Annotated in this window: 24 protein-coding genes; 9 read left to right on the top strand and 15 right to left on the bottom strand. The window is 40.8% G+C overall.

All coding sequences use genetic code 11. The annotated features are described in order from the left end of the window. Nucleotides 1-310: 310 nt before the first annotated feature. Both WA1_RS28620 and WA1_RS28615 read left to right on the top strand, forming a co-directional pair. The gene (locus tag WA1_RS28620) at nt 311-1,054 is read left to right on the top strand and encodes a tetratricopeptide repeat protein (RefSeq protein ID WP_017747174.1); all 744 of its coding nucleotides are present in this window, start codon (nt 311-313) and stop codon (nt 1,052-1,054) included. A 66-nt stretch (nt 1,055-1,120) separates the two neighbouring features. Further along, complete coding sequence (locus WA1_RS28615; RefSeq protein ID WP_017747175.1) at nt 1,121-1,912, top strand: Tab2/Atab2 family RNA-binding protein; 792 nt, start codon at nt 1,121-1,123, stop codon at nt 1,910-1,912. A 44-nt stretch (nt 1,913-1,956) separates the two neighbouring features. Here WA1_RS28615 and WA1_RS28610 read toward each other — a convergent pair whose 3' ends face one another. After that, nucleotides 1,957-3,048: an ATP-binding protein gene (locus WA1_RS28610; protein WP_017747176.1), complete on the bottom strand. Its 1,092-nt coding sequence runs from the start codon at nt 3,046-3,048 to the stop codon at nt 1,957-1,959. A gap of 171 nt (nt 3,049-3,219) precedes the next feature. Between WA1_RS28610 and WA1_RS28605 the strand changes: the two genes are divergently transcribed. Further along, complete coding sequence (locus WA1_RS28605; protein ID WP_017747177.1) at nt 3,220-5,967, top strand: cation-transporting P-type ATPase; 2,748 nt, start codon at nt 3,220-3,222, stop codon at nt 5,965-5,967. A 191-nt stretch (nt 5,968-6,158) separates the two neighbouring features. On the opposite strand, the gene WA1_RS28600 is transcribed toward WA1_RS28605, so the two are convergent. The 3 genes from WA1_RS28600 to WA1_RS28595 are packed head-to-tail and all read right to left on the bottom strand — an operon-like array spanning nt 6,159 to nt 7,984. Then, nucleotides 6,159-6,770 carry an RpnC/YadD family protein gene (locus WA1_RS28600; RefSeq protein WP_017747178.1) on the bottom strand — a complete coding sequence of 204 codons (612 nt, stop codon included), beginning with the start codon at nt 6,768-6,770 and terminating at the stop codon, nt 6,159-6,161. 57 nt (nt 6,771-6,827) lie between these two features. Continuing rightward, nucleotides 6,828-6,998 carry a hypothetical protein gene (locus tag WA1_RS57340; RefSeq protein ID WP_017747179.1) on the bottom strand — a complete coding sequence of 57 codons (171 nt, stop codon included), beginning with the start codon at nt 6,996-6,998 and terminating at the stop codon, nt 6,828-6,830. A 5-nt stretch (nt 6,999-7,003) separates the two neighbouring features. Continuing rightward, nucleotides 7,004-7,984 carry an alpha/beta hydrolase family protein gene (locus tag WA1_RS28595; RefSeq protein ID WP_017747180.1) on the bottom strand — a complete coding sequence of 327 codons (981 nt, stop codon included), beginning with the start codon at nt 7,982-7,984 and terminating at the stop codon, nt 7,004-7,006. Nucleotides 7,985-8,656: 672 nt separating this feature from the next. On the opposite strand from WA1_RS28595, the gene WA1_RS28590 reads away from it, so the two are divergent. Next, nucleotides 8,657-9,070, top strand: coding sequence for a hypothetical protein (locus WA1_RS28590; RefSeq protein ID WP_017747182.1), 414 nt, complete (start codon nt 8,657-8,659; stop codon nt 9,068-9,070). A 144-nt stretch (nt 9,071-9,214) separates the two neighbouring features. Here WA1_RS28590 and WA1_RS28585 read toward each other — a convergent pair whose 3' ends face one another. The 6 genes from WA1_RS28585 to glmM form a co-directional block, all read right to left on the bottom strand. After that, nucleotides 9,215-9,853 (bottom strand): peroxiredoxin, encoded by a 639-nt coding sequence (locus WA1_RS28585; RefSeq protein WP_017747183.1) that lies wholly within the window; start codon nt 9,851-9,853, stop codon nt 9,215-9,217. Between the two features lie 153 nt (nt 9,854-10,006). Beyond that, nucleotides 10,007-11,203 (bottom strand): hormogonium polysaccharide biosynthesis glycosyltransferase HpsP, encoded by a 1,197-nt coding sequence (gene hpsP / locus WA1_RS28580; protein ID WP_017747184.1) that lies wholly within the window; start codon nt 11,201-11,203, stop codon nt 10,007-10,009. A 256-nt stretch (nt 11,204-11,459) separates the two neighbouring features. After that, nucleotides 11,460-12,632 carry a hormogonium polysaccharide biosynthesis glycosyltransferase HpsO gene (gene hpsO / locus WA1_RS28575; protein WP_017747186.1) on the bottom strand — a complete coding sequence of 391 codons (1,173 nt, stop codon included), beginning with the start codon at nt 12,630-12,632 and terminating at the stop codon, nt 11,460-11,462. Nucleotides 12,633-12,735: 103 nt separating this feature from the next. Beyond that, on the bottom strand, nt 12,736-13,725 hold the full coding sequence (gene hpsN / locus WA1_RS28570) for a hormogonium polysaccharide biosynthesis glycosyltransferase HpsN (protein WP_017747187.1): 990 nt from the start codon (nt 13,723-13,725) through the stop codon (nt 12,736-12,738). A gap of 43 nt (nt 13,726-13,768) precedes the next feature. Continuing rightward, nucleotides 13,769-15,448 carry a hormogonium polysaccharide biosynthesis protein HpsL gene (gene hpsL, locus WA1_RS28565; protein ID WP_017747188.1) on the bottom strand — a complete coding sequence of 560 codons (1,680 nt, stop codon included), beginning with the start codon at nt 15,446-15,448 and terminating at the stop codon, nt 13,769-13,771. A gap of 556 nt (nt 15,449-16,004) precedes the next feature. Next, nucleotides 16,005-17,471: a phosphoglucosamine mutase gene (gene glmM, locus WA1_RS28555; RefSeq protein WP_017747190.1), complete on the bottom strand. Its 1,467-nt coding sequence runs from the start codon at nt 17,469-17,471 to the stop codon at nt 16,005-16,007. Between the two features lie 454 nt (nt 17,472-17,925). On the opposite strand from glmM, the gene WA1_RS28550 reads away from it, so the two are divergent. From WA1_RS28550 to WA1_RS28540, 3 genes are all read left to right on the top strand, one after another. Further along, nucleotides 17,926-18,642 (top strand): biliverdin-producing heme oxygenase, encoded by a 717-nt coding sequence (locus WA1_RS28550; protein ID WP_017747191.1) that lies wholly within the window; start codon nt 17,926-17,928, stop codon nt 18,640-18,642. 132 nt (nt 18,643-18,774) lie between these two features. Further along, the gene (gene cobW, locus WA1_RS28545) at nt 18,775-19,848 is read left to right on the top strand and encodes a cobalamin biosynthesis protein CobW (protein WP_017747192.1); all 1,074 of its coding nucleotides are present in this window, start codon (nt 18,775-18,777) and stop codon (nt 19,846-19,848) included. Between the two features lie 66 nt (nt 19,849-19,914). Further along, the gene (locus tag WA1_RS28540) at nt 19,915-20,373 is read left to right on the top strand and encodes an ABA4-like family protein (protein ID WP_017747193.1); all 459 of its coding nucleotides are present in this window, start codon (nt 19,915-19,917) and stop codon (nt 20,371-20,373) included. A 94-nt stretch (nt 20,374-20,467) separates the two neighbouring features. Here the strand turns inward: WA1_RS28540 and WA1_RS28535 are convergent, their stop codons facing one another. The 3 genes from WA1_RS28535 to WA1_RS28525 form a co-directional block, all read right to left on the bottom strand. Then, nucleotides 20,468-20,683: a hypothetical protein gene (locus WA1_RS28535; RefSeq protein ID WP_017747194.1), complete on the bottom strand. Its 216-nt coding sequence runs from the start codon at nt 20,681-20,683 to the stop codon at nt 20,468-20,470. A 90-nt stretch (nt 20,684-20,773) separates the two neighbouring features. After that, entirely contained in the window at nt 20,774-21,085 is a 312-nt protein-coding gene (locus tag WA1_RS28530) for a DUF3181 family protein (protein WP_017747195.1), read from the bottom strand. Between the two features lie 116 nt (nt 21,086-21,201). Then, complete coding sequence (locus WA1_RS28525) at nt 21,202-21,459, bottom strand: 2TM domain-containing protein (RefSeq protein ID WP_017747196.1); 258 nt, start codon at nt 21,457-21,459, stop codon at nt 21,202-21,204. 193 nt (nt 21,460-21,652) lie between these two features. Between WA1_RS28525 and WA1_RS28520 the strand changes: the two genes are divergently transcribed. After that, complete coding sequence (locus WA1_RS28520; RefSeq protein ID WP_017747197.1) at nt 21,653-21,847, top strand: DUF2795 domain-containing protein; 195 nt, start codon at nt 21,653-21,655, stop codon at nt 21,845-21,847. Nucleotides 21,848-22,003: 156 nt separating this feature from the next. Here WA1_RS28520 and WA1_RS28515 read toward each other — a convergent pair whose 3' ends face one another. Continuing rightward, nucleotides 22,004-22,798, bottom strand: a complete 795-nt coding sequence (locus WA1_RS28515; RefSeq protein ID WP_017747198.1) for an LmeA family phospholipid-binding protein — start codon at nt 22,796-22,798, stop codon at nt 22,004-22,006. Nucleotides 22,799-23,231: 433 nt separating this feature from the next. Here WA1_RS28515 and WA1_RS28510 point away from each other — a divergent pair, with 433 nt between their 5' ends. Then, a complete protein-coding gene (locus WA1_RS28510; RefSeq protein ID WP_017747199.1) occupies nt 23,232-23,477 on the top strand; it encodes a hypothetical protein in 246 nt (81 codons plus the stop codon). Between the two features lie 196 nt (nt 23,478-23,673). Here WA1_RS28510 and WA1_RS28505 read toward each other — a convergent pair whose 3' ends face one another. After that, a complete protein-coding gene (locus WA1_RS28505) occupies nt 23,674-24,696 on the bottom strand; it encodes an HlyD family secretion protein (protein WP_017747200.1) in 1,023 nt (340 codons plus the stop codon). Nucleotides 24,697-24,808: the final 112 nt, after the last annotated feature.

Below are 24,808 nucleotides of genomic sequence, written 5' to 3'. Positions count from 1 at the left end.
GTTTCATCGTAGCCGCGATATCACACCATAAGCAACCTCCGTAGTGTTAAATTAAGCACTCTTTTCTCATCTGTCGATCTTCAGTGGTTAGCTTTTCGATTTTTCAATATATTTTTATTCACAAACAAATTAATATTTATGAGTCATATATGATACAATATATCTTGCTGAACTTTTCCAGATTTGTTTGCTCTGAAAGCTTTTTCAAACAAGCTATTTCATGTTTTCTGTAGAATATTCAGTACAGCTTTATACTTTTTAAGAAAGCCATCTTGTTCTAGGATTGTAATTATGAGTTATCTATTAACGCATGGTTCATAGGCGCTTGTTTCAAGCAACTAGCTTATTCGCAATTTTATTCTTGTTTGGTTGTGGTGATACAAAATCATCAGGACAATATAGCAACCAAGCTATACAAGAAGTAAATGTTTCCCAACTGCTGACGGAAGTAAACGAAGCTCAACAAGCAGAAGATTATTTTAATCAAGGCAATAGCTGGTTCAACTCGCAACGCTACAAAGACGCGATCGCAGCTTACGACAAAGCAATATCGATTAAACCTAAAAGTGCCGAAGCATGGAATAACAGAGGTAACGCCTTCAACTCTTTACACCAGCATCAGGAAGCCATAGCATCATACAACAGAGCAATTGCTATCGGACCAGACAAACATGAAGCATGGTTCAATAAAGGTAATGCCCTAAGTGCTTTGAAGCGAGATAAAGAAGCCATAGCATCATACGACAAAGCAATTGCAATCAAACCAGACAAGCATGAAGCATGGATCAACAAAGGCATCGCTCTTACAAAGTTGCAACGCTACAAAGAAGCGATCGCATCCTATGATAAAGCAATTGTGATTCAGCCAAACCAGCACGAAGCTTACTACAACAAAGCTTGTGCTTACGCTTTGCAAAGTAATGCTAAACTAGCTGTGGAAAACTTGCAAAAAGCTGTCAAGCTTTATCCTGAGAAGTATAAAAAATTGGCAAAAACTGACCCAGATTTTGCTAAAATTCGTGGCGATAAGCAGTACCAAGAATTCATTCAGTAGAAGAAGGCAGTCCTGAAATCTCTACTCCCTACTCCCTACTCCCTACTCCCTACTCCCTATTTTCAAATGAAAATTTGGCAAGCTGATTTCTATCGATGTCAAGAGCCAGATGCATCTGGACAAGTTTTATGGTACTTGCTGATTTGTGATGCAAATCGCAGCTTTGAATATGAAGCCACTTGTCCGCAAGCAAAAGCGAACTCTAGTTGGGTGGCTTCTCAACTTCAGCAAGCAGCTAGAGAAAAACTGCCAAACTTACTTCAAGTTTTTCGCCCTCAATCTCTCAGCATACTCGAACAAGCGGGAAAGAGTTTGGGCATTACAGTAGAACCAACTCGCCAAGCTCTTGCATTGAAACAGTGGTTGCAAGAAAAGCAGTATCCTATAGCTTTGGATAAACCACCCCCCACACCATTACCAGAAAATTTATGGGGAGAACAATGGCGTTTTGCATCACTCGCTGCTGGTGAAGTGGTAGATGCATTTAGCGATCGTCCTATCCCCGTTTTAGAAATGCCAGAGCATCTACAACCTCTCAATTTAGGTTTGGCATCAACAGTACCCGTTCCGGGAGTCGTTATTTATGGTGGACGACAATCCATGCGTTTAGCACGGTGGTTGCAACAAGCCCATCCCATAGCCTTGAATTATATTGCTGGTACACCTGATGGATTGGTGTTGGAAGCAGGTTTAGTTGACAGGTGGATTGTTGCTACATTTGAAGATAAAGAAGTGACAAATGCTGCGAGGGTTTACGCACAACGGAAGCAACAAAGTCGAGGACTGCACTTTTTAGTCGTGCAACCGGATGATTCTGGTATGACTTATACGGGTTTTTGGCTACTCAGTGACCAGTGACCAGTTAAGAAAGTTAGCCAGGAGGGAAAAATCTGTTAACTGTATCAAATCAAACGCTCGCATAACCATAAAGCCAGTAACGGTAACGCAAATCGATAACCTTGTTCGTGACCGTAAATTAAGCCTTTGTGCTGCAATCCCAACAATGCACCCTGAAGGCTTCCACCACGAGACAAACCATGTTTCTGAATATACTCTTTACTCTGAGGTTTTTCTGTTGGGTCGATAGCCAAACATTCTAAAAGATGCACTTGATTAGCCGGAAGTAGCATCAGCAAAGACTCAAAAACGATAGATAAATCTTTGAGCAACCCTTCAATTGCTAGCTGTACTTCGTGTTCGGCGATTAAACCATCAGGACGGCGAAATGTTTGGAGGCGGCGAATGAGGGACACAGCATCGCCAATGTGTCCTTGTACTGCATTTAGAAATAACTGCAATGCACGCGATCGCGCATCAAATGTCAATCCCGAAGCGTGTAGCATCTCTCTCGCCCAAACAGCCATGACATCTTTTGCTAAAGGGGGTAACTGTACAACGTCTAACGGGTAGTTGTTGTCTTCTGGGTGATTGCTAATTTCTGCAATAGTTGCGATTAATACGTAACTTACGCGATCTTGCTGTTTAATTTCTCGTCTTAGTGTTGTTTCCCACAAACCATTGCGATCCCAGGAACGTATGTGAGGAAAACTTTGCAATATCAACACCACTTGCTTGCTTGTATCTTCTGCCAACTTTTGTGGCAAAGCAATCAGCATTTCAAACGTTTGCCATAGCTGCTTCTGATTGAGAAAACGCAAAGGTTTGAGCTTACCGCCATTACCTTCAGGATGAAAAGCAAAGAATTCACCTCCAGTTTTCGCTAACCATTCCCGAATGGGAACTGGTTCAAAGTTTTGACTAATCGTTTCTGCTAACAATTGTAAAAATCTCTGCCCATCAGTAGCGCGAATGCAGTCTACCTCTAACATTATTGCTCCTACTTCTTGGGCTGCACCTCGCACTAGAGTACGCCGTCCACTTCCCGGTACTCCCGCTATTAACAAATCTCCATCCCGTGCCAGAATTTCCACTATCTGCTGAAATTCTGCTGAGCGCCCAATCAATTCTAAAGTTACAGACAAATTCAAATTCACACGCTTTCAGGTTATCACTCTCTTACTGACAGGGCAAGCATACTCTCTTCTGTGGTTTTCATGCAACTATTGAGAAACACAATAGGTAGTATTGAATTTTTTTAGTTTTATTTTTAGTTTGGCACTATTTATTCGTGCTAAATAAATAATAACACTAGATTTTAAAAAAATATGGTTCAGGTTATATCTCCCGTTGGACTGTCCGAGAAGCAGCCCCAGGTTTGGCATACTTTGGAAATTGGGGAAGCGATCGCACTTCTAGAAACTCACCTAGAGAAGGGATTGAGCAGTAACCAAGTCAAACAAAAATTGGCGAAGTTTGGGACAAACGAACTGACAGCAAAGAAAACCAAACCTTGGTGGTTAAAGTTTCTCTTGCAATTTAACCAACCACTGCTGATAATTTTGCTCTGTGCGGGTTTAGTCAAAGCGCTGTCGGGAAGTTTGGTAAATGCAGGCGTGATTTGGGGCGTTACTACCACCAATGCCATCATTGGTTTTGTGCAGGAATCCAAAGCTGAAGGCGCGATCGCAGCCCTTGCTAAAGCCATTACCACAGAAACCACCGTCATCCGTAACGGCCAAAAACTACGCATTCCTTCACAAGAATTAGTTCCAGGAGACATAGTTTTAATTGCTTCTGGTGACAAAGTGCCAGCAGATTTACGATTAATAGAAGCCAAAAATTTACAAATTGATGAATCTGGACTTACGGGTGAATCCGTCGCGGTAGAAAAAATTACCTCTGTCTTAAAGAGCGAAACCCCCCTCGCAGAACGCAAGAACATGGCATATGCAGGAGGCTTCGTCACCTTTGGACAGGCAAAGGGGATCGTAGTTGCCACAGGAAATAATACCGAAACCGGGCATATTTCCCAATTAATGGAGCAACACACGGATATTTCTACTCCTTTAACCCGAAAATTTGATAAATTCAGCCAAAATTGGCTGCGGGTAGTTTTGGGATTGGCAACTCTCACCTTTGTTGTAGGGCTGAGTTACAAAGGCTTACAAGATGCTTTAGAAGCAGCAGTAGCGTTAACTGTCAGCGCTATTCCTGAAGGGTTGCCAGCTGTTGTGACAGTAACACTGGCGATTGGTGTATCGCGTATGGCAAAGCGGAATGCGATTATTCGCAAATTACCAGCTGTCGAAACTTTAGGGAGTGCAACTGTTGTCTGTTCTGATAAAACAGGCACTCTCACAGAAAACCAGATGACAGTACAAGCTATTTATGCTGGGGGACACCAATATACAGCCAGTGGTGTAGGTTATGCACCAGAAGGAGAAATTCTGAGGGATGATAAACCAGTCAATTTAAACACTGATAAAGGCTTGCAAGAGTGTTTGTTAGCAGGAATTTTGTGCAATGACTCCAACTTAGAAAACAAAGATGGAAAGTGGGTAGTCGTTGGAGATCCAACAGAGGGAGCATTAATTACCTCTGCCCGTAAAGCGGGTCTTAATCAATCTTTCCTAGCCAAGCAAATGCGAAAGCTGGACGCCATTCCCTTTGAATCTGATTATCAGTACATGGCGACATTGCATGAAACTCCTATAGGTAGCACTATATACATTAAAGGTTCAGTAGAGGCAATTTTTAAGCGCTGCACCCTGATGTTGAATACAGAAGGACAGCCCCGTCCAATGGACTGTGTAGAAACCTTACGCCAAACCACCATTGAACGAGAAGTCAACATCATGGCACGGCAAGGTTTGCGGGTACTGGCTTTAGCAAAGAAACCCGTACCGGATTCTCAAATTACAGTCAATCATCCCGACATTGACACTGGGTTAATTTTCCTAGGCTTGCAAGGGATGATCGATCCGCCTCGTGAGAGTGCCATCAAGGCAGTACAAGCCTGCCAAGAAGCAGGAATTCAAGTCAAGATGATTACTGGTGACCATGCAGTTACAGCACAGGCTATAGCTAGACGCATGGGAATTCACAAAAATGGTTCAGTTCTGGCATTCACTGGTGCAGAACTGGCAAAAATGGATAAAGCGGAACTCGCACAAGTTGCAGAAGAAGGTGTGGTATTCGCCCGTGTTACGCCAGAACAGAAGTTGCGCTTGGTAGAGGCGCTGCAATCTAAAGGCGAGATAGTGGCAATGACGGGAGATGGTGTTAATGATGCACCCGCATTAAAGCAAGCAGATATCGGAATCGCCATGGGTGGTGCGGGTACGGAAGTTGCTAAAGAAGCCTCAGATATGTTGCTGACCGATGATAACTTTGCCTCCATTGAAGCCGCAGTAGAGGAAGGACGGGCAGTTTATAAAAATCTCTTAAAAGCTATTTGCTTTATTCTCCCGGTTAATGGAGGGGAATCGATGACAATTTTACTAAGCGTATTGTTGTCAAGAGAATTACCCATTTTGGCGCTACAAGTTCTCTGGCTTAATATGCTGAATTCCATAACCATGACAGTGCCATTGGCATTTGAACCCAAAGCACAAAATGTCATGAAAAAACCTCCTCGCCATCCCAATGAACCCATACTTTCTAGTAGCAGATTAAAGCGAATTTTAGCAGTTTCTCTGTTTAATTGGGTTGTGATATTTGGGGTTTTTGAATATATTCAAGCTACAACAGGTGATGTCAATTTGGCTAGAACAATGGCAATTAATTCATTGATTGCAGGTAGGATATTTTATTTGTTGAGTATCAGTCAGTTAGTGCCAAATTTGATTGCTAAAATGGATGGTACAATTCAAGAAAATGTAGATATTCCGGCAATTGGGTTGGGAATTCTGGGGGCAATTCTTTTACAAATTGTCTTTTCTCATGTGCCTTTGATTAATGAAGTTTTTTCTACAGCACCACTAACATTACAGCAATGGTTATTCTGTTTGGCTGTAGGTTCGCCAATGATTTTGTGGGCTACGGTTGTGAATAAGTTAGATCCACCAAATTGATAATTTTTTGTTCTCAGGCAAAGGTGCAAGATATGGTGGGCAATGCCCACCTTTTACTTGTTACAGTAGTTTTCAATTTTAGGAGTTGTTAACGGAACAAAGTGGGTAACAAGTAAGTTGACATAAAACCCTTACAAATGACCAATGACCAATGACGATCCTGACAGTTAGCTTTATTTGTGACGATCTACTTATCTAAAGCGTGTCAGTAACTCCTCCCGTGAGAGAATCGAGAGCGATAACAGTAGGTTACTAAATTCAGGCGTAGGTAATTCTGTTAATGGCGTGACGATCGCTTCTAATTCTTCATCAATTGTCCCAAATCGACTGACTAGAAAACTGCGGATAATATCCTGACGCTCTTCTTGTCGTCCTTCTTGTCGTCCTTCTTGTCGTCCAATACGCTCAATACTAGTTATGTATGGCATTTGTTTTTCCTCCTCGAATCGTTTCAGTTCGTCTCGTAAGGTTAGTTCCAACTCTTCTGGCAACCGCATCATTCTATCGAGTATCCCAAATATCTCTAAGATATCCTGTCGGTTGTACCCACGATTGTAAAGCCCTTTAATCAGACGCAATTTCCATTGCAACCGCTCCCCTGATGCTTGATTTGTCTCCTGGGTTTTACGATGCGCCATTACTACCACTGCAAATGGGTTCTCGCTTGATTCCAACGCTTCCCACTGATAATCTAACAATTTAACGATGGGAAATCGCAGCCGCATCTCACTACCCCAGCGCCCATAGCTATATTCGGTGGGTCGCCATTTCGGTTGCTCGTCTCCTAGTATCGCCAAACTCACAACTTCTCGACCGTAGCAATCGTAAATCCGATAGTTGTTGACAGATTCAGATCGTTCTCAGGTAGCTTTTGCTTCAACTAAACCAATCATTCCCTTAGTCAGAGTGCGATCTCCAGAATTAGAAATAATTTTTTTTTCACCTGCACCATCAACCGAAAATTTTGGCATCGTAGGATGGGTTAGCCACAGCGCAACTACGAACTTTTCAAAACTTATGAGATAAACCACTACAATTATTTTTCTTTTTTTGGAGTGGTAGAAATGACAGCTACATTCGGACTGCGAGCATCACCCGTGTAATATACGTAATCAAAAGCGCCTTTGTCTTTAAGAACGCTGGCACGCAAGAAAAGACCACTCCAACGACCAATTGTTTCCACTGCTATATTTTGAGCAAGGGTAGAGTTGTTTGGATCTGGTATTGCCCCTACAGGGTTATTCGTATTAGTTATGCCAAAGTGATTCACACCTAAAATGGTAATTAATGCTTTGGGAGGGCTTTGAATATTGTCGTAAGTTCTTTCCGCTCTAAAGGGAAGTGCTCTATTGTCAAGGCTACCTTGTAACAGGGCAATGGGAATTCCAGAATTGTTGATGGGGATAAACTCATCTTTTGTATCACGTAAATTCGCACCAAAAAATGCTCCTGCCACAAGTTCCTTAGGCCGATTGAAGGAGCCTTTACAGAATGAAAGGGACTCTAAACATAAGTTGGCAATTGCAGATAGTCCTACGGCACCTCCAAAAGAGTGACCGAGCAAGGCTAATTTTTGTGTATTAACAATTGCGAAAACAGGTGAAGCAGAATTGGAGTTTTCAGCCACCATATGTTTTAAAACATCTGTAATGTCCGAAGTTTCAGGTGCTAGGGATTGACCACGCGATGGAAGTAAACGCTCGCTATTCGGCACAACTACCACAAATCCATAGCGGGCTACTATACTGGCATAATTTGAGTAATTTGATTTATCGACAAGCGCTCCTTGCAATAAAATAACTATGGGAAAGGAGTAATTGCCAGTTTTTAAATCTTTTGGGTTAGGAAAATAAATATCTGCCAAACGATCGCTACCAGAGATTTTGGTTTTGTAGTTAGCCACATCTTTGAATAAAGGAGCTGGATTGAAAGCTGTAGCCGTTACCGTTTTGCCTATACTTAACACAGCTATTACTAAAAATGTAGAAGCTACAGATAAAGTTTTTAGGCTAGTCACAGTTATTGCTCCTCAATCGCTGTTCTCAATTCCACTTTTAATAATATATAGAAATCATAAATGATTTATGAAAGATTTTAAGTACTGTAGGTAGGGAAGAGTTTCAGACTGTTATTTCAGGCTTTCCATCAATTACTGAACTTCGCAGTTACGCAGAACGATGTTTGGAGGAGATGAATTGGCTTGAGAAAAACCTTTTTAGTAGAGGAACCAAACAACAGGTACAACAATTAAGTAATATACAAGATCCATTCGCATCACAAAAAAGCTCTGCACTAACTGTAGTACCTAGTTACTGTTTCTGGCAAGATGAAGATGGATTGAATATACGGATTAACCGTTGAGGAAAAGCACCGTCAACTAGAATTTTAGCTTAACGCCATTACAGAAGTTTTTTTACAAGATTCTCAAAATCAACAGTAACAGTGATTACCATCTCCTCAAATCTGTATTTCAGTATTTCTGTAAATACGTCACTCTTGACCGTCGTAGTGTTGCTCTATTAACTTCTCGTAGTAAATCAGCCATTGTCACCCCTTATGATTTGAACCATAGCGGGATAAAATACCTTATGGTTCTTTAGAAGAGTTACTTAAAGCAAATGCACAATACAAATTAATTGATGAAACAAATTCTGAAATAATAGATTTATTAAAGACTTCAATTACAAAATTGATAAAAACAGTTACTTTTGATGAATTGTTGGAAAAATATAGGTATTGGACTGAAATTCCTGATGGAATTTTAGAACCGATATTAAAAGAGAACGTTGCAACTATTATCAAAAATTTTATTGAATCTAATTCTTTTAATGATGCAGCAGATAATGCGAGGTTGCTGCTCAGAGTTGTAGATTTTCTCAATCAGAACCAGTGGCAGGATATTTTAAGTGCATTTTGTAATAATAATCAAATATATGGGTCTTATGCCTGTCCTGGAATATTTATTGAGCTTTTTAAAAAATCCTTCAAATCTACTGGAACAGTAGCACCACATTGGTTATGGTTTCGACAACAACTTGACAATGGTAATTTTAAATATGCAGATACAATCTCACTAAAGAATTTAATTGACTCTTATTCATAGCTACTTAGGGCTTGCTGAAAAAGTAATATAGCGCTTCTCACTTGAATTACATACAGTACCACAAATAACCTAAAGACGCGCCGTGGCGCGTCTCTACATTATTTTTTACAAGATGTTGTGTTACATCCCGCTATCCGTGATTAATTACTTATTAGGTTGGGGTGTCATCCGCAAGTAGGGCTTGACTTCTGTGTATCCTTTGGGGAATTTCTCTTTGAGAACTTCTGGATCTTTTAAAGAGGGAACGATCACGCAATCATCACCATCTTTCCAATCGGCTGGTGTTGCTACACTGTAGTCGTCGGTGAGTTGCAGTGAATCAATCACCCGCAGAATTTCATCAAAGTTACGTCCGGTACTTGGAGGATAGGTTAAGGTCAGACGCAGCTTTTTGTTGGGGTCAATGACGAAGACTGTACGCACTGTTAACGAGGCGTTGGCATTGGGGTGAATCATGTCGTAAAGATCGGACACTTTACGATCGCCATCTGCCAAAATTGGGTAGTTGAGGGATGTGCTTTGGGTTTCTTCAATGTCCCCAATCCATCCTTTGTGGGATTCAACATCATCAACACTAAGGGCTATGACTTTGACGTTGCGCTTGTCGAACTCAGGCTTCAACTTAGCAACAGTTCCCAGTTCGGTGGTACAAACTGGTGTAAAGTCTGCGGGGTGGGAAAACAGCACAACCCAGCTGTCTCCAGCCCATTGGTAAAAGTCTATGTCGCCTGTTGAGGAGGCTTGAGTGAAGTTAGGTACTGTATCGCCTAGACGGAGAGCCATGTGACATTCCCTGTTGTTCAAAGAGGCAGTATATGTATTCTATCTTGCATGATGCCACAAAACCCGGTTTTCCGATTGGAGTCTAGGGTTTGAAACAAAATTTCAAATTGTGCAATAACACGCAAGTTTACAGACCTAAGATTCTACAACTTATTAGGACACAATTTGATTGTAGGCAAGAATGGTTTGACGAGCGATCGCATCCCAACTGTAATATTGCAGTGCGTAATCTCTAGCACGTAGCCCCCGTCTTTGGCATTCTGATGGATTTTGTAGTGCTGTACGAAGTAATTTAGCAATCTCTGTAACATCCAATGAACTCACCCAGCCCGACTCACTGTCAAGCACTTCCTGACAAATGTGGACTTGGTCTGATATTAAGACAGGCGTTCCAGCAACCATTGCTTCAGCCACAGCAATGCCAAAATTCTCATAGTATGAGGGTAAGACAAATAAATCAGCCGCGTGTAGAAGGGCTGTTTTTAACTGACCCGTGACAAAACCAGTGATTGTTGTATGCGATCGCAAGGTCGAGTTCTGCACTTGAGATTTTATTTTTTCCACATAATCCGCGTCTTGAGGATTCCCCCCGGCTAAAACAAAGTGAAAATTTAAACCCTCAGCTAAAAGCGCTTCCAGTGCGGGAAATAGCAAATTCAATCCCTTTTTTGGGTCAATACGGGACATAAACAGCACCAAAGGGACACCAGTAGGAATATTAAACTGCTGACGCAGTAATTTCCCCCCCTCTTCCTCTCTCCCCCTTTCCCCCTCCGACTTCGCGGGGATCACACCCAATGGGATCGTCAAATCCCGTGTAACGACGCCAAAACGTTCCGAGACTTTTGCTTCTTGAACGCTAGTAAAGTGAATAGCCGCAGAACCCGCTATATTTGGACGTTCTAAAATTGCTGTATAAAGCTGTTTGAGTTGCTTTTTCTTCCGTAAATCTGCTGGATCGAGAGTTCCTAAAGGACGTAGAATATACGGAATCTTGTGTTGGCGACATACTGTTGCAGCCAAACTGCTGACAGGAGAAAATAAAGCGTGAATGTGAGCTAAGTCATACTCCCGAACGTGTTTATTTAACCATCTCAGTAAGTCTAGAGAGAATTTGTAGCGACGAAACGGGGAACAACGAAAGTAAATAATTTGATAACCATCTTGCTCTATAGGGCGATTCAAAGGAACATCCAAAGGTGTTTCTTCACCAGTATCGCCATTACTATCAGTTGTAATAACCGTCACTTTTATCCCTTGCTTTGCCAATGCAGGGGCTAGCCCCAAAACCATTTGGCTGGGACCACCATACACTAGGGAAATTGAGGGAACAATTTGTAAGATTTGCATATTTTTGTTAATGGATAGTAGTTAGTAGATAGTGGAAAAAACAACTAACAACTTTAGAGGATGTTTGAAAAGTTTCAATTAATACAGCCTTGGCGATTGGAAATCGCGGCTATACAAGCAAAACCCACCTACGTGGGTTTTAATATCTTAATTTCTCGTTAGTCCGCGCAGGCGGACTTAATTTGTATAGTAGCGAATTATATGAGGCCAAAACTTTTCAAACATCCTCTTACGGGCGCAATGCCTTGCGCCCCCACTAACCACTAACCAATTCCTTATAAAACTCTAATTGCTGTTTTGCCAAAGCTGTATTGGTGTATTGAGCCATGACTTTTTGATAGCCCATACCAGCTAGCTTTTTAGTGAATTCTGGATTTTCCATTAATTGAACTATACAATGGGCTAGTGCTTGGGCGTCACCCTCAGGAAATATTAATCCAGCCTCACCAATGACATGAGGAATTTCACCCGAATTTGAACCAATAACAGGAACTTGACAAGCCATGGCTTCAATGAGCACGTGACCAAATTGTTCTTTCCAACCAATAGAAGTGAGATTCTTAAGACTGTAATTTGTTTCCGAAGGCAGTATTAAAGTACTCATTAAGTTGATGTATTTAGGAACTGCGTCATGAGCAACACTTTCCACTAAAATGACCCTATCTTTAACATAATTTTCCTCTGCTTTACTCAAGATTTCCGATTGTAATGGTCCCCTTCCAAGCAGCAGTAATTTCCAAGGTCTATCTTTTAAACTAATTAAAGCCTCTAAAAGAGTAAACAATCCCTTCTCTTGAACAAAACGTCCAACAAATCCTACGACAAAATCATTTTGCTTAATACCCAACTGAGTTGCTAGTTCGGGTTGAGGTGCAGGTGCAAACAAGCTTTCATCTACACCTAGCTGAGGCATGATTTTAATAGGACCCTTGTATCCCTGTTGTCGTAAAACTTCCGCACCATCTTGATTTCCTGAAATAATACCATGACTGTTATCAAGGTTATACTTCTCTAGTAAGGAAACTGGAAACTTGAGTTTGTAGGGTAAATTCCACCAGGTAAAAAATAAGTTTTTTGCCTTTAGTCCCAATACTTTATTTAAAGTAATCATCTCCGCATAAGCAAGACCTCTAGACCCTTGTTCTACCTGGATAACATTAGGACGAAACTTTTGTAACAAAGATATTAAATCGCCTCCAAATGTGAGCAGCCCTTGATGGTTCTGACTAAAGTTAGAAATGGGAACTATACGAAATTTGCCTTCATCACGGTATTGAGTTTTAATAATTTTGTTTTGAACTCCGCCCGGTTTCCATTTTTTAGGTACGACAATGGTTACCTCAACGTTAGGTTCTAGCTGAGATAAAATGCGTAGTTTTTCACAGTTAAGATCTACAATATAAGTATGACTAGCAATAAGAATTTTCATTATATAATTGGGATTGTTAATTTTTTGTTTTAAACCGCAGACGAACGCAGACGAACGCTGATAATTTATTTCTTCATCCGCGTTTATCGGCGTTCATCTGCGGTTAAATAATTTTAGTATATTCGTCCAAGCGAGTATAAATTTGACCGTCATTCCATGCTGATTGAATGACAGTACCTAAGGCTTTGAAGAAGCCCAAAGTATAGAAAACACCACGAGTCAGAATTTTAATAGGAGAACCGCTTTTGTGACAGGGAGGATGTCCGAGGACGTGACAGTCAAATAAACGGGCAAAAAGACGTGCAGCTTGAGTGAAGGAGAGGTTTTTTAACCCCATGAGAAAATGGTTGTGATAGAAGGTAAGTTGGTACTGAAGAGAACGCATACTAATGTCATGGCAACCGCCCGTTTCTTCTCCTAAATGCACTAAATGAGCGTCGGGATCGTACCAAATTTTATATCCTGTTTGCCGCAATCTCAGACAAAAATCAGATTCTTCCCTGACTGCACTACCACGAAATCTCTCATCAAATTTCAGCCCGTACTTTGTGAAAATTTCACGACGGAAGGACATATTACAACCCCTTGCTGTTAGCACTTGTTGGGGTTTAACTGTGTGTACTAAGTCAATATGGTACCAAGCAATTCCTGGGTCCATCGCTTGAGAAGGAAGATATTCAATCTGCAAATTCCCCCCAGAGTCACCCAACTTCATTCTGTCAAAAACTCGTCCAGCAACTGCGCCTACTTCTGGTTTTTCTACATAATTTTTGGCATGGGCTGCTAAAAATCCAGATTGTAGCTGCACGTCGTCGTCAATAAACAAAATGATGTCACCAGTTGCCCTGCGTACAGCATAGTTTCGCGCTCCTGGTAAACTTGCCCACTTCAGACGAAACCACTTAATTTTGCCTGCTGTCGATAATTCTGCTAAATAAGCTTCTGTTTCTGGTTTGTGTTCTGGTGTTTGATCGACAACCAAAACTTCAAAGTTTGGGTAATCTTGCTTGAGGACATCTGCTACACTATCGCGCAGTGGTTCTTCACGACCATAGGTTGGGATAATGACGGAAATTAAGGGATAAGAATTCACTTTTTGTATATCCTATTGAATATTTGGCTATGCCATATCAAATTTATATTGGGTTCAAGAGGTTTTTTGCTGTTTTTGTTTTTTTCTTTGGTTGTTCTTCAGAATTTTCATTATTCTCATGTTGTCTTTCTTGTTTGTCTATAACAGGTAATTTTAAGAGAACTCCGGCGGCAAACCAGTAATAGACAGCTACTGGATCGACATCTAGAGGATAGTAATAGGTGTTGTAACTAATAAACAATATAAACACCCACAAAGCCGAACCGTAACTGCGGAAATTACGGTTTTTTATTAACCGATTTGATTGATAACAGGTTACTGTCAGGGTTGTGACCAATGCCAGGAAAGCCAAAGTTCCCAATGGGCCAATTTCATAAAGAACTTTAGGGTAATACGTTTCAATAAGTCTCGTCTCACCCATCGCACGGGCAGAATTGGTAGCACGACCCAATCCATTGCCCAAAATCCCTTTTTGTGCTTGGAACGATTCCTCAAATTGTTGTACTATGAACTCCTGGGGTGGTGAAGATTCCCAGCGATCACTCAAACTTGATGTTCTCTCTTCTAAAAGGGCTGGATTACTTACTACGGCAATTCCAAAAATGATAGCAAGCCCAACTCCCATAGGGATAAATCGTTTCAGGTTGCGAAGTTGACCTGTAAGCAAAAGTAAAGCGACAAAGCAGATGGGAACTAACGCTAAGGCTATTCTCTGACCGGAAATAACTGCGTTAATAAATACCGCTACAATGGAACCCAAGCTAATCAATCTCCAAATAATTGAAGGATCGCTGAAGCCAGAGGCAAAGCTAAAGAAGGTACTTGAAATCAAGAACCATGCCCATTGCCAGGGTGCAACAAAGGTTCCTGGTAGCCGAATGACTCCTTGTTGGGGACTGTAGAGTAGAGAACCGCCAAAATAACAACGGGCTTCTATAGAGGCTTTAAATAGAGCAGCACCTTCTAAATGTCTTGTACCTTGGCATACTCCTGTTAGGAGTAGCATATACTGGATAAATCCTAATGCACAACAGACGAGGATAATAACAACCTGCATTCGCGAGAAAAACAAAAAATCTTTTTTATTGCGAATTAAATAGTAAGCACAAGTTATCAGTGGGACATAACCTATAAATACTTTCAGACCCAAAATACCCATCAAAATTGGCTTGTTCCCAGAACCGCTTCCCAGACCACTTGTAGGTGGGCTAAATTGCTGCATACCATTGACAAATAAGATTGTCAGTACGCACAAGGCAAGCAAAATAAATAACGGAGTTTTAATAGCTTTGGGAAAGATGAAGGGTAGACGTTTCTTGCTGCAAATCTGCCAAAGAGCAATCAGGGCTGGAATATAAAAGGAATCTTTAGCAAGTTGGAGTATGGGACTGCTACCGATATAGTAAGTGATAGTGCCGCTAAAAGGCATATATATCAGGAAAGCCAAAAGTGCTTGGCGGGGGTATTTGTAAGATAACGCTAGCGTAACGACTGCCAAAACACCTGGAACTGCTGCCTTAATTCCTCCGATCAAAGCCAAGAGAATGCCAACAAAGAGACCAACAGCAGCAGAGGAAGACAAAACACTGGAAAATTCTTTTCGTGCCTGTGCGGCTTTTCTCTTCTGTAACAAACGTTCTTGAAGACTGAGAGTTGGAGTTTCCTTGTCCCCCTGCTTTTTTCCTTTTTTGGATTTCTTGCCTTTTAACTTTAATGCCAGCATAATACTGCAGTTATTATTTCTCAGTAAAGAGTGACCAATAAAACATGATTTGGTAACTGTTTACTGATGCGTTTATTTCGTGTATATTGTTTCAGTTATAACTGAATTTCGGTCTAATGGGTATAGAGAAAATTCCTCACGTATTGATTGGTTTAACAATTTGCGGTTAAGAATATTGAAAGTCAATTTTGTAGTTCCATAATAAAGATTTTCTCCGGTGGCAACAATATAGATAGCACCTGGAAACGGTAGTGGCTTTAGAGGAGTTTCTTCTTGTTCCTTCGGATAAATAGCCACACATACATGAGAATTCTAGGGATAAATCTTTTTTGAAATTCTTATCAGAATCCTAACCTTATATATACATAATTAAACTATAAGAACTTTATCTAAATTTTACAAAAGTTTCGGATTTCAAGTACAAGATCCCCGACTTCTTGGAGAAGTCGGGGATCTGAGCAACTATATGTAGAGACTAGCATGACTAGTCTTTACAAAATTTATGAGTTACATGATTCAAAATGGTAAAATTCATCAAAATTAATACAGCCAAGCACTAGTCCGCCAAGTATTGCTGGACTTGTGCGACTAATTCATTTGTCCAGTAGTTTGCCAATTCGGCGTCTTCGGCTTCTACCATAACTCGGATGACTGGCTCTGTACCAGAAGCACGAACGAGAATTCTACCAGCATCACCCATTGCAACTTCAGCACGGTCAATAGCTTGTTGCAAAGGTTGACACTCTTTCCAGTTGACACGCTTTAACCTGTCTTCTACTCGCACGTTCCGTAAGAGTTGCGGATATGTATGGAAACTGGAATCTATCATTTCAGATAGGGGAACGCTTGCTTGCTGTACTAAAGCAGCTAAATGTAAAGCGGTCAGCAAACCGTCTCCAGTAATACCATAGTGACGGCAGAGGATATGACCGGATTGTTCGCCCCCTAACATTCCCCCAGTCCGTAACATTTCCGCTTGGACGTATTGGTCGCCTACTGCTGTGCGAATCAATTGACCACCTGCTTGTTTCCATGCTCTCTCAAAACCCAAGTTTGCCATCACCGTGGAAACAATTAAGTTGTCTGGTAGTTGTTGCTTTTGCTGTAAGCCAAGACCCCATATGTAAAGTATATAGTCACCGTTAACTTGCCGTCCAGTATCGTCTACAGCCAAAACACGGTCTGCATCACCATCAAAGGCGAAGCCTAAATCGGCTTGGTGTTCGCGAACAGCTGCTTGCAAAATGTCTAAGTGAGTAGAACCGCAGTTGACGTTGATGCGATCGCCATCTGCTAAGCTATGAAAGCAGATAACTTCTGCCCCTAGTTCTTCAAATACTCTGGGTGCTAGATCTACTGCTGCTCCCCATGCCAAATCTAAAATAATCTTCATGCCTTGAAAATTCACAGTGCCATGCAGTGGTTCTTTCAAAGCATTTGTATAACTCTGTACTAAATCTAAACGAGAATAGTGCCGCCCGCAATCACTTCTCATTACAGAATGTGATGACACACCGCGCAGCCCAGCCTCAATTTCTGCTTGTAATGCTTGGGGTAACTTCAACCCATCTGCACCAAAAATTTTAATGCCGTTATCTTCAGGTGGGTTATGGCTCGCAGAAATCATCACTCCACCAATAGCATGGCTGTTACTGGTTAAAAATGCAACGCAAGGAGTAGGACATAATCCCAAATACCAAACTTCTACCCCTGCTGCTGTTAACCCCGCACTTAAAGCCATTGCTAGCATATCGCTAGAGTTACGAGAATCTTGACCGAGGATAATCGGTCCTGGATTGGAAGCACGGCTACGTAGAACAATTCCTGCCCAAAAACCAATTTGTAAGGCTAGGGGTGCATTGAGCAAATCCCCCACTTTTCCCCGAATTCCATCTGTACCAAATAAAGGAGTTGTCGGCAAAGACATTAAGTCTAGACCAAAACTCGTCTTATTACTATCATTGGCGTCAGAAGCCGATGCCCCCACAATCCCATTTTGAGTTTGAGTTATAAATGATACCATATTTTTCAAGACTCCACACCGTCACAATGGAGAATAACACTTTAAACTTTATTCAACAATTCCCCCCTGATGGCTTTTTCTCAGGAGAGTTTACTAGTTTTCACGTTTCTAAATTTATTCCACTTTGCCTGCTTTTCAGGAAAAATACTTATAAAGCTGATGATGTTTTTGTAAAGATTTAGTAAAATAAGTAATATTACTGGACTTTAACACTAAGTATAAAGATTTGTAAAAGGGATTAAAGATTAGATATTGGAAATTAGGTGCCAAATCGCAAAGTTCTGGTGGAATAGATGGAAACAACTGAGTAAAAAAAGACACTGAACATAAAAACTTAAAAAATATTAATAGAAATTCTCATCAAATGGTTCTACTGTAACGTTTTAGTGGCTTTTGTAGCCGTTCTGACATCAAAACTCCGGCAGTTGATTTTTTTAAAGTTGAGCAATTTAGTATGAGCAGTCATTTAGCAACAAAATTGCGTGTAGGAACAAAAAAAGCCCACACGATGGCAGAAAATGTTGGTTTTGTCAAGTGTTTTTTAAAAGGAGTCGTGGAGAAAAACTCCTACCGGAAATTAGTAGCTAACTTCTACTTCATCTACTCAGCAATTGAAGAGGAGATGGAAAAGCACCAGAACCATCCAATTATTTCTAAAATCAATTTTTCAGAGCTTTACCGCAAGCATACCCTAGAGCAAGACCTCAGCTATTACTATGGAACCAACTGGCGGGAGCAAATTCAATTATCTTCAGCAGGTGAAGCCTACGTGCAGCGCATCCGGGAATTATCAGCAAATGAACCGGAATTGTTAGTTGCTCACTCATACACCCGTTACCTTGGAGACTTATCAGGCGGACAAATTCTCAAAGGCATTGCCCAAACAGCAATGAACCTTTCTGACGGACAAGGGACTGCCTTTTATGAATTTGATGATATTACTGATGAGAAGGCATTTAAAGCTAAATACCGTCAGGCTTTAGATGAATTGCCAATAGATGAAGCAACAGGCGATCGCATTGTCGATGAAGCCAACGCAGCCTTTGGCATGAACATGAAAATGTTCCAAGAGTTAGAAGGCAATCTCATCAAAGCCATTGGTCAAATGCTATTCAACACCCTCACACGGCGTCGTACACGCGGTAGCACCGAACTAGCAACTGCTGAATAAATGTTATTTGGTTAGTGGTTAGTGGTTAGTGGTTAGTCGTTGAATGTCTTATGGATGAGAATTTGACAACCAACAACTAACAACTAACAACTAACAACTAACAACTAACAACTAACAACTAACAACTAATAAATGCCAGCAAAAATTCCCGTTACTATCATCACCGGATTTTTAGGTAGTGGTAAAACTACCCTCATTCGCCACCTGTTACAAAATAACCAAGGACGGCGTATTGCTGTGCTAGTCAATGAATTTGGTGAACTTGGTATTGATGGCGAATTATTGAAATCCTGTCAAATTTGCCCTGAAACGGATGAGGTAACTTCCGTTTCAACATCCCCCACCACCAATATTTTTGAATTAACAAATGGCTGCTTGTGCTGTACGGTGCAGGAAGAATTTTTACCTACAATGCAACAGTTAATCAAGCGCCGAGAGAGTATTGATTGTATTTTAATTGAAACTTCCGGTTTAGCATTGCCAAAACCTTTGGTGAAGGCTTTTCGCTGGCACGAAATTTGCAATGCAGCCACAGTGGATGCTGTCATTACAGTGGTAGATTGTGCAGCAGTCGCAGCTGGAACATTTGCTAGCAATCCAAAAGCAGTAGAGGCACAGCGACAAGCAGATGATAGTTTAGAACATGAAACACCACTGCAAGAACTTTTTGAAGATCAACTTGCTTGTGCGGACTTAGTGGTGTTGAATAAAACGGATTTACTGGATAACCAGTCCAAAGCAAGTGTTGAGCAGTTAGTTCAACAAGAATTACCCAGAGAGGTAAAAATTGTTGAGAGCAATTACGGTGAACTTGACCCCTCAGTATTACTAGGATTTCAAGCTGGAGTTGAAAACGACTTAGACAACCGCCCTAGCCACCACGATATAGAAGAAGATCACAACCATGATGACGAAATTACTTCTGCTTACTTGGTTTTAGACCGTACTTTCGATCCACAAAAACTTCTCTATCAGTTACAAACACTAGCAAGAGAGCAAGAAATCTACAGAATTAAAGGATTTGTGGCAGTTCCCAATAAATCTATGCGTTTGGTAATGCAAGGAGTAGGAAATCGGTTCGAGCAATTTTACGATCGCCCTTGGAAACCAGAAGAAATCAGACGAACTAGCCTAGTTTTCATTGGTCGCGATTTGAACCCTTCTACAATAGAATCCCACTTATTAACAGTGACCAGTCACCAGTGACCAGTGTAGGGGCGCAAGACCGCCGCGCCCCTACAAACAACTAACAACTAACAGCTAACCCTTTCTATGATAATTGCTCAAATTTTTAACGTTGCTAATTTTTTTGTTTTGCCCTTTTGGATTTTAATGATTGTTTTACCTAAATGGAATATTACAAAAAGGATTATGGAATCCTATATTCCTTTCGTTCCACTAGCAGCAACTTATTTGTATTTATTTATTAGTACTATCACTCCAGAAACTGCTGAATCTTTTTCAAATCCTCAATTGTCAAATATTGCCAGATTATTTGCAGATGAAAAAGTGACTGCTACTGGTTGGATTCATTTTTTAACTTTAGATTTGTTTACGGGGCGCTACATTTATCTAGAAGGACAAAAAACAAGCATTTGGACGATTCACTCTCTGATACTTTGCTTTTTTGCTGGTCCTTTGGGATTGCTATCTCACATTTTGACTGATTGGATTACAAAAGGATTTTTTCCATCGGACAAAGTCGAAAAGCTTTCTGAAACAATTTCTTAAAGTATGAAGGATAATATTTAGATCCCCGACTTCTTTAAGAAGTCGGGGATCTAGGTTATCTAAGTCGGGGTTCTAAGTTTTCCCGAAGAAACCATCAGTTGGAGCCATTTCTATAGTTAGCATCCATCCAACAGCGTGGAAGATTTTCTCCTGAGGGAAAAGCCAGATTTTGTTTGTTATAGGAGTCTGGTTGCTGTTCTTCTTGACCTTCTTGTTCTTGTGCTTGAATAGCATTGGTATTGGGGTCAATCAATTCTTGAACATCAAGAACTTTAACCAATTCACCGCTTTCTTTAATTTGTAAAAGCATCGAAATAGCCTCCATAAGTTTACATAAAAGATAGGAGCGAGATTAGACTCACCTTTATAAATTCAATCGATTAAACAGTTAACTGTTTGATTAAATTTCTCGTTGATATTTTTCTAAAATATCAACTAAATTCACTTGGCATTGCAGGGGAAGTAAATCAATAAGGGGAAGTTCCTTTTTACCGCCACCAATCTTAACTGGAATAGATTCTAAAACTCTGATAACATCATTTTCTTCCACAGGTTTGTTAGCAGTAATAAGGGAATAAAGTTGTTCTGCTACTACCGTATGAAGTTTGGCATTAGATAAATAAAGGTGCCACTTAGCAATATCGATGTAAACGTTGTCACCAATTTCCGCAGCTAGGGCTTCTAGTAATTCGGTGGTGTTTGCTTTAGCCATAAATATAACCCTATATAAAGAGTGCTACCTCTCATCCTAGCTCTTATTATGGATCGTCGATCGCGACTAGCTCTACTACCACAAGTTACAATCACCCTAGCTTATTCAGTCCATCTTCAGGTGGATGTTGGTGGCGTTTCTGAGTAATTAGCGATCGCAGAAATATATATTAGATGAACTAATAACACAACGAACCAACTTGCGGTTAACCAAGATAACCACTCCCAAGTTGCTGAATTGAGGTTATGGAAAAACCACAAACCAGAATTACACATCGCAAAGAATGCAACATGAATGGCAAAATTCATGCGATCGTCTAATTTTCGGTAAGCAGGGTCTTTGCGATCGGGTTTACGAGGCCAACGAGGAGGCATAATTATTTGTCACATAGGTATATACATCTAGTTTATTTTAAGATTTTTGTGGTTCTAGTTGGTATTGAAATGGAAAAATGGGCTTCATCAGCCTATTGGATGAGCTAATGAGTAAATTATCTGTAACTCTTTGGTAGATGGAGTCAATATATCCGCCTGTAAAGATAGAAATATTCTTTAGAGGTGGATAAAAATGGCTAAACTTAACCCAATCCAAGTGCAAAAACACTTAAAAGGCGTTGACTATCCTGCTAACAGGGAAGAATTGATTAAACGCGCACAGCAGAACGGTGCTGATGAAAATGCTATTTCTGTATTGCAACAAATCCCAGATCGAGAATATCAAGCACCTACTGAGGTTAGCGAAGCAGTAGGCGACATTGTTTAAATGAAATCATGTAGGTTGGCAAGAAACAGCAAAACTATGTAAAGAGATGTAAAATCTCGCTTATTCCATTCGTAGTTGCGCTGTCTTCGCGCTTAGCGCAACTACAAACCAGTCATAACTATTTGTGCCAACTTACTTAGTTTTTATCCTTCATACTCAATCCTTTTGTGGGATGCGCTCAATTTCAGCATAACCGCTAAAAATTAGCCGTTGACCTTCAGTTTCCAATCGATTTAGACGCATTTTTACGCCATCAAGGTCAAACCGATCTAAATCGACCATATTATCTAAAATTTCTACTAGTACTAAGCTGAGAGTTTTTGAGATTTCCTTTTGAGCTTCCGGTATTTGCTCGAGTTCTACTACAGGGTTTTTAAAAGAAATACGACGACGCCGTTCAACAGCGATAGTCACAATGATATTTAAGGGTATGGTTTCCTCAGTACCTAAATCCGCTTTGGCAAAAATCCGCAACCGATTTTCAGGTAAGAGCTGTACTTGAATTTCAGGAAACGAAACTGGCTTACCCCCAGACAATGCGGTCAATGCTGGTAAGGTAAGGTTCATTAAACGCTTTGTCACCAATTCTGCTTTAAAAGCTTGGTTAATACCTGTTTCTGATAAAACGACTTGAGCAATGGCTTGGGTTGGTTGCTTGAGACGTAATTTGCCACTTAAAACAGAGCTAAAGTCAATGGCGACAGCATCAGTTTCAAAAGACATATCTTCAACGGCAAAGTCTTTGCGAATAAGCAACCCGCGACCGCTCATTTTGAAGCTGTCGATACTGCCCTGTAACAATTTGCTGGAGGGATAGCAACGGACAAAGACTTCTACTGACTCGCTCTTAGTAAACAGGTGGCGAATCGTTTGGCTGGCTACGGTGTTGAGCATGCGCTCACCCCAGTCAGTGCCTTTGGGATCTGTTAAACCTGTAAGTCCGCCTAGCATTTGCGTAAGTATGAGTGAGTTTAAGTCCTAGAAGTTCTTTGTACTTTTGTAACAAATCGTGAAGAATACAGCAAGTCTCTGGTGATTGATTATTCTGATGAAAAGACGTGGGATCGTTAATAGCAGAAGGTTCTAGGAAGTAAAAATTCTTTTTAATTGACCCCTGTTGCCCAATCTTTAGAAGCATATCAGCCCTTATGTGCCAATGTGCAGGCGGTTGGAAGTAGAAAAATCAGAGGCGTACAGTAATGAAAGCTAAACTTTACGACAAAATAAAAACGTTGGTAAGAGGATGTTTGTAAAGTCTCAATTAATACAGCCTTGGCGATTGGAAATCGCGGCTATACAAGCGAAACCCACCTACGTGGGTTTCAAAACCTTAATTTCTCGTTAGTCCGCGTAGGCGGACTTTGTTTGTATAGTAGCGAATTATATGAGACCAAAACTTTTAAAACATCCTCTAAAAGTGCAAGCAGATTTTAACGATAAAATTATTCCTGAAAACACAGTAGGTACTGTCGTAGAATGCTATGAAAATCCTGAAGGATATGCCGTAGATATCGCTCTCTCTAATCAAGCGTTAGTGGGAGATTTGGAATATTTAAACGTCCTTCTAAGTCCCGATGAATTTGTGCTTATAGATACTGCTACACAACCACTTAATGCCATTATTCAGTAGTTTTGATGAGTCAGTTTGCTCAGATCCCCGACTTCTTAAAGAAGTTGGGGATCTTGCAACCCCTCATAATTACTCCCTTTCCGTTCTCAAATTACCGATCTTTGTAGTTCGCTATTGGTGGGCTTTAGCCCTACCTACGTGTTTAGGTAATCGAATGGCGGTTCGGGAGTCATGCGATGAACCACTAGATAGCAAATTATTTCGTATCTATTGTGACAACAGCTGACATTCCAGGAGTCATTTTAGCCTCATGACCCCGAAGACTTTGAGGATCGAACAGAATTTTTACAGGAATTCTTTGTTCATTTGAATTCTTTGTGGTGTCACTCGTAGTATTTTCTCCTTTAAAAGGAGCAACCTTACCAAAAGAAGTGGGAGACACACTATCTATCGTACCGCGAAATTTCTTACCGGGAAAAGCAATCATTCTAATATCTGCTTTTTGACCTGGTTGTATTTTTTCTAACTGGGTTTCCTTAAAATTCGCTACAATCCAAGGATTTGGCTGTACGACTGTAATCAGGGTTTGCCCTGCTTGTACTTGCTGTCCTACTTGGACGTTTTTTTGACCAACTTTACCAGCGACTAAGGCAGCTATGTTGGTATAGGAGAGATGAAGCTGTGCTTTCTTCACCTCCGCTTCTTTTTGTGCGATCGCAGCCACTGCTGTTTTATACTGTTGCTGATTTATATCCCTTTGTCGATTCATGGCTTGCGGCTGCGATTGGTTGTTGCTATTTATAGGTACAGGCAAGGGTACATAATTATTATCTGCAATCAGTTTGACATTTTCTTGTGCTAAAGCTGCTTGCTGTTTAGCTAATTCTAGAGATGCTTTTGTCTGTATCAAGGATGCTTGATACTCACGGGGATCGATCTTCACCAACACAGTTCCGGGCGATACTATTTGATTATCATTGACCGTGACTTGGGTCACTATACCCGATACACGAGATGTCACGGGGTGAATATTAGCACTAACATAAGCATTATCTGTTTGCTGATATCTTTGACCGTACTGCCACCACCGATATGTCAAAATTCCAGCAGCAACCGCCCCTGTAAATAACAACACCCCTAGTAGAACTTTAGGTAGTAGATGACGACGAGAAGGTGATGCGGGTTGAGCATCCTTACTTGAGTCCAGTGGAACTAGACGCGTTTGTTCCTCTAAAGCTGTACCCGGCTGAGTCTGTTGTGAAGAATTGAAATTTTCCATAAACGACCCCGATTAAGGCAACGAACTTAGGAATAGTGGTATTTAGGAGAACAGTCAATATATCAAAAGAAGGATATTTGTCATTGGTCACTGGTTACTGGTCACTGGTCAC

This window comes from Scytonema hofmannii PCC 7110 (assembly GCF_000346485.2).
Classification (GTDB): domain Bacteria; phylum Cyanobacteriota; class Cyanobacteriia; order Cyanobacteriales; family Nostocaceae; genus Scytonema; species Scytonema hofmannii.
The sequence above is the reverse complement of the archived record's forward strand: the minus strand, read 5'-3'. Positions and strand labels throughout refer to the sequence as shown.

Excerpts from the sequence above, each read along its gene's own strand:
- WA1_RS28620 (WP_017747174.1), top strand. The coding sequence starts at position 311 with ATGGTTCATAGGCGCTTGTTTCAAGCAACTAGCTTATTCGCAATTTTA.
- WA1_RS28615 (WP_017747175.1), top strand. The coding sequence starts at position 1,121 with ATGAAAATTTGGCAAGCTGATTTCTATCGATGTCAAGAGCCAGATGCA.
- WA1_RS28605 (WP_017747177.1), top strand. The coding sequence starts at position 3,220 with ATGGTTCAGGTTATATCTCCCGTTGGACTGTCCGAGAAGCAGCCCCAG.
- WA1_RS28585 (WP_017747183.1), bottom strand. The coding sequence starts at position 9,853 with ATGGCTCTCCGTCTAGGCGATACAGTACCTAACTTCACTCAAGCCTCC.
- hpsP (WP_017747184.1), bottom strand. The coding sequence starts at position 11,203 with ATGCAAATCTTACAAATTGTTCCCTCAATTTCCCTAGTGTATGGTGGT.
- hpsO (WP_017747186.1), bottom strand. The coding sequence starts at position 12,632 with ATGAAAATTCTTATTGCTAGTCATACTTATATTGTAGATCTTAACTGT.
- hpsL (WP_017747188.1), bottom strand. The coding sequence starts at position 15,448 with ATGCTGGCATTAAAGTTAAAAGGCAAGAAATCCAAAAAAGGAAAAAAG.
- glmM (WP_017747190.1), bottom strand. The coding sequence starts at position 17,471 with ATGGTATCATTTATAACTCAAACTCAAAATGGGATTGTGGGGGCATCG.
- WA1_RS28550 (WP_017747191.1), top strand. The coding sequence starts at position 17,926 with ATGAGCAGTCATTTAGCAACAAAATTGCGTGTAGGAACAAAAAAAGCC.
- cobW (WP_017747192.1), top strand. The coding sequence starts at position 18,775 with ATGCCAGCAAAAATTCCCGTTACTATCATCACCGGATTTTTAGGTAGT.
- WA1_RS28540 (WP_017747193.1), top strand. The coding sequence starts at position 19,915 with ATGATAATTGCTCAAATTTTTAACGTTGCTAATTTTTTTGTTTTGCCC.
- WA1_RS28535 (WP_017747194.1), bottom strand. The coding sequence starts at position 20,683 with ATGCTTTTACAAATTAAAGAAAGCGGTGAATTGGTTAAAGTTCTTGAT.
- WA1_RS28530 (WP_017747195.1), bottom strand. The coding sequence starts at position 21,085 with ATGGCTAAAGCAAACACCACCGAATTACTAGAAGCCCTAGCTGCGGAA.
- WA1_RS28525 (WP_017747196.1), bottom strand. The coding sequence starts at position 21,459 with ATGCCTCCTCGTTGGCCTCGTAAACCCGATCGCAAAGACCCTGCTTAC.
- WA1_RS28520 (WP_017747197.1), top strand. The coding sequence starts at position 21,653 with ATGGCTAAACTTAACCCAATCCAAGTGCAAAAACACTTAAAAGGCGTT.
- WA1_RS28515 (WP_017747198.1), bottom strand. The coding sequence starts at position 22,798 with ATGCTAGGCGGACTTACAGGTTTAACAGATCCCAAAGGCACTGACTGG.
- WA1_RS28510 (WP_017747199.1), top strand. The coding sequence starts at position 23,232 with ATGAGACCAAAACTTTTAAAACATCCTCTAAAAGTGCAAGCAGATTTT.
- WA1_RS28505 (WP_017747200.1), bottom strand. The coding sequence starts at position 24,696 with ATGGAAAATTTCAATTCTTCACAACAGACTCAGCCGGGTACAGCTTTA.